This window comes from Protofrankia sp. CiP1_Cm_nod2 (assembly GCF_920664355.1).
Classification (GTDB): Bacteria; Actinomycetota; Actinomycetes; order Frankiales; family Frankiaceae; genus Protofrankia.
On the sequence record NZ_CAKKTL010000192.1, the window covers coordinates 5,887 to 9,444 of the forward strand.

The 3,558-nt window shown below is 72.1% G+C and carries 2 protein-coding genes; both read right to left on the reverse strand.

Annotated features, from left to right (window positions below; genetic code table 11):
• Positions 1-614 precede the first annotated feature (614 nt).
• Positions 615-1,040 (reverse strand): hypothetical protein, encoded by a 426-nt coding sequence (locus NBW84_RS18485; RefSeq protein ID WP_250285996.1) that lies wholly within the window; start codon positions 1,038-1,040, stop codon positions 615-617.
• 476 nt (positions 1,041-1,516) lie between these two features.
• Positions 1,517-3,262 carry an adenine deaminase C-terminal domain-containing protein gene (locus NBW84_RS24490; RefSeq protein WP_445548759.1) on the reverse strand — a complete coding sequence of 582 codons (1,746 nt, stop codon included), beginning with the start codon at positions 3,260-3,262 and terminating at the stop codon, positions 1,517-1,519.
• Positions 3,263-3,558: the final 296 nt, after the last annotated feature.

Sequence of the window (3,558 nt, forward strand, 5' to 3'; positions counted from 1 at the left end):
GGCCGCCATGGGCGCGTCCGCCCATGAGCCAGCCCGTCATCGGCTCGTACCGGCTGCCGACACGCGCGAACGCGCACCGGAACGTATGAAACACACACGCATGAAACGCATACGTGTGAAACGTATAGGTGCGGACGACCGGAATCCCGATACCGATATCCTCCCATCCGCCTCGCGGGCGCCGCCACCCACCCCGCCTTTTGCCCGCGCGTACCGCCGCTGGCCGCCGCCTTTCCAAACCGGCGGCCAGCGGCATGAAACACCAGCTCGGACCAGGCGCCCGTGGTTCCGCGACCAGCGGTTGTCCCAACAATCGCCGCGGTTGCAACGACCGTCCGGGACGCTCGAGAAGAAAGCTGCGACCAAGGCCGGTTTTTCTCCCCGACAACGCCCCTCCCGCCGGGACCGCGCTCCTCGGGATCGCGTCGCCACCGTGGCGTCGGCCCGGTGGCACCGACCGCCCCGTGGCGCCGGCCGTTGCCTCCTCCGGAAGCCCACACGGCGGAGACTGTAGGTGGAAACCATCACCGCGGCGACGGTTTCCACCTACAGCTTCCGCGTCCGTAGGTGGAAACCGTTGTTACAGCAGCGTTTTCCACCTACGCATTCCGCTGTTACAGGTTCTCGAAGAGGAGCAGGACAAGATCCGGACTGCCGTCACCGCCCACGAGGAGCTGGATGTTCTGGCCCTTCCCCTCGAAGGTGAGCTTCGTCCTGCCGTCCGAGCCGCCCTGCTGCAGGAACTTGTAACCGGCGGCGGGCAGCGCCTGCCGGTAGAACTGGAGTGCTGCGGCCGGTGTCACGCCTTGTAGCGATATCGTCGCGTGCTGAGGCTTGGACACCGAGACCGTGGGGACAGCGCCCCTGGGGAACGGGAAGCCCGCGGAGACGACCGTTCCCTTCAGGGCCGCCACACCCGCCGTCGCGGTCGTGGCGGCCTGAGGAGCCGCCGTACCCGCCGCCGCGGGAGGCGTGCGCGACGGCAGCGCCAGATCGGTCGGCAGATCGGTCGGCAGATCAACCGACGCGATGCTCCGCACGGCCTCGACCGCTGTCGCCGGCCCACCCGCCACGGAGGACGGCGACGTGGATCCGCCACACGCGCCGAGCAGAAGTGCCAGGCCCGCACCGGCTCCGGCCGTCACGGTGCGAGCGGTACGAAGCCGCGATGTTCCCACGTGGCCCGTCACAGGCGCCAAACGCATTAGATCCCCCACTCTCTGATTCCCCACGCACGGATGCGCCGCCCGTGCATCCCCCACATGTCGGCCCGCGGAACCCGTGGCCCTCGCCTCGGCCGACGCCGCCAAAGCTACGACCTGCCCGACGTGCCGGACACGGTGGGGGGAAGACGGACAGGCCGGGCCGCTGGAGAGACAGCCGGGCATTCCGCCAGGAGAACGAGCAGATCACTTCCGCGGACGGGCGGACGGGCGGACGGCGGGCTTCCGGCCGCGCCTGCCCGAGCAGGCGACACGAGGGGCCGCTTACTCGGGCGGGCGGGCAGGCCTGTCCGTCAGAAGGGCGGGTGATAGAGCCGCTGGCCCAGCGGCGCGAGGGTGAGGAACGGTGCGGCGAGCGTGCAGCCGAGGGCCGCGGCGGCCGCGTCGACGCCGTCCAGCTGGTCGCGCACGGCGTCCCAGGGGGCGTCGCTCATCACGCCGGCCACCGGCAGCGGGCAGGCCGCCAGCACCCAGCCGCGGTCGACCACGACGAAACCGCCGCCCATCCCCTCCAGCGCCCGGGCGGCCGTCATCATGTCGTGGTCGCCGGCCCCGATGATGGCCAGGTCGCCGGGTGCCACACTCGTGGTCATCCCGATCGCCCCCTGGCGCAGGCCGATCCCGCGGATGAACCCGGCCCGTGTCCCGGCGGGGCGGTCCCGATGCACACGGCAGGTGACAAGAGCCACCTTCAGCAGGTCGCGTTCCGGATCCGCCCCGGGGCAGCCAGTAGCGCCGTCGACGGTAGCCGGCCGCACCACGACGCTTTCAACATACGGATAGTCATCCTGCGTGATACGCAGCTCGGCCGCGTTCACGCCCCGACCGGCGGTACCGACGGGCGCCGCCGGTACCGTGAACGACCCGCCGTGCAGCCCGGAGGGCAGTGACAGCCGTTCCCGGGCCCAGGCGGGGACGACGTCGAGGTTGTCGAACAGCGGGCGGCCCCGCTCCGCGGCCAGCCGGCCACCGGAGAGCACGACCTCCGGCGGCCGGGGCCCGGCGATCTCGCTGACGATCTGGATGTCGGCCAGCCGCGCCGGCGTGAGCGACCCGAGCAGGTGGTCCAGGCCGTGGCGGCGGGCCGGGGTGAGGGTTGCCATGCGGACGGCGGTCATCGGGTCCATGCCCGCCCTGGCCGCCCGGCGGACGTCCCGGTCGAGATGGCCGTGCACGACAAGATCGATGAGCGAACGCCCGCCGGAGGCGTCCAGCAGAGCCTCCCAGGCGTCGTCGTCAGCGGTCCGCCCGGCCGGTGGGCTCGCCGGCCCCAGCCCGGACCCCGCCCCCAGCCTCGACGCCGGCCCGGAGCCGGGCAGGGGGCCGGCCCCCGCGAGCCCGCCGGTGGGCTCGGGCCCCACAGGGAGCGTCCCGGCCATGCCGGTGACGTCCAGTGACGTCTCTCCGGCGGATTCGGGTAAGGAAACCGGCTGCCGCGGCACCATCGCCGCCCTCACCGCGGGCATGGGCGGTATGGCCGATGGCACGGACGGTGCTTCCAGCAGCCGCATCGGGGTGCGGGTGGCGGTGGCGAGCTGTCCGCCGCGCGGCCCGTACAGCCCGGTCAACCGGCTGGTGTCCGCCAGCAGGGTGACCGTTCCCCGGGGCACGACGACGCGGGCGAGCTCGCCAGGGGTCAGCAGGGTCTGTTCGACCTGGATGCGCTCGTCGACGTAGGCGGGCAGGAGGTAGCGGCCGGACGCGTCCAGCCCCCGGCGGGCCCCCAACGCCCCGGGCCGCGTCACCGCGGCGATGAACCGTCCGACGATCAGCAGGTCACGGCGCTGGAGCTCACCGGTGTGGACGACGACCAGCGTGCCGCCGTGGACAATCAGGTCCGCCTCCTCCTGGCCGTCCGCGACCCGGCGCAGGCGCTGGAGCTCCGCCGGGCTCGGGGCGAGGCCGGCGGTGCCGTGGACAGCGACAGCTCCGCGCCGTGGCCGGTGGCCGTGTCCGGCCGAGGGCCTTTCCGGCAGACAGGTCACCAGTTCGGGTCCGCGCGCGGACCACCCCTGTTGGCGGTCACGCTCGGTGGTCATGAGCCCTCCGCAGACACCGTTAGGACGAGGATGGGATATGACCCTGCGCTAAGAAGTCAGCCGGCGATGTGACGTACATTACGCCCTGGCACGGCCCTGCCGCTCCGCACCGGGTACACGAACGCGGCACAGCCGCTTACTGTGCCGCCACAGCCGCGGTGGCGCCCGCGAACCAGCGCCTTTTAACGTGGCCGTCACAGATTCGGCGCTGATAGTCACAATGGCGGGCTTCTCAAGAGATCCCGGACATCGCGACGACGCACCCAGGAGACACGTCCGGGCGACGCCGGCCCGGC